The following is a 243-nucleotide window of genomic DNA, read 5'->3' as shown; positions in this document are numbered from 1 at the left end:
TGCGAGAGCGCAACGACAACGATACGCTTCAGGCGGTGGCAGCCGAGCGCTTGAAGAGGATGGTGACTTTAGTGCCCTCGCCAGCGCTCGACTTCACGTCGAACTCCGCCTTGGCATTCTCGGTCAGCGAGCGGGCGATCAGCGCGCCGAGTTTGCCGCTCTTGGGCCAGGTCTCGCCGTCCGGCAGACCGATGCCGTCATCGGCGATCACGATGCGGCAGCCATCACCGTCGACGATGCTGT

The 243-nt window shown here is 64.2% G+C and carries 1 pseudogene; it reads right to left on the bottom strand.

The window, feature by feature from the left end:
• Positions 1–28: 28 nt before the first annotated feature.
• Positions 29–243 (bottom strand): annotated as a pseudogene (locus EOB49_RS35710) (histidine kinase); the annotation flags it as partial.

The organism is Mesorhizobium sp. M7A.F.Ca.MR.148.00.0.0, from assembly GCF_003997735.1.
Lineage (GTDB): Bacteria > Pseudomonadota > Alphaproteobacteria > Rhizobiales > Rhizobiaceae > Mesorhizobium.
The sequence above is the reverse complement of the archived record's forward strand: the minus strand, read 5'-3'. Positions and strand labels throughout refer to the sequence as shown.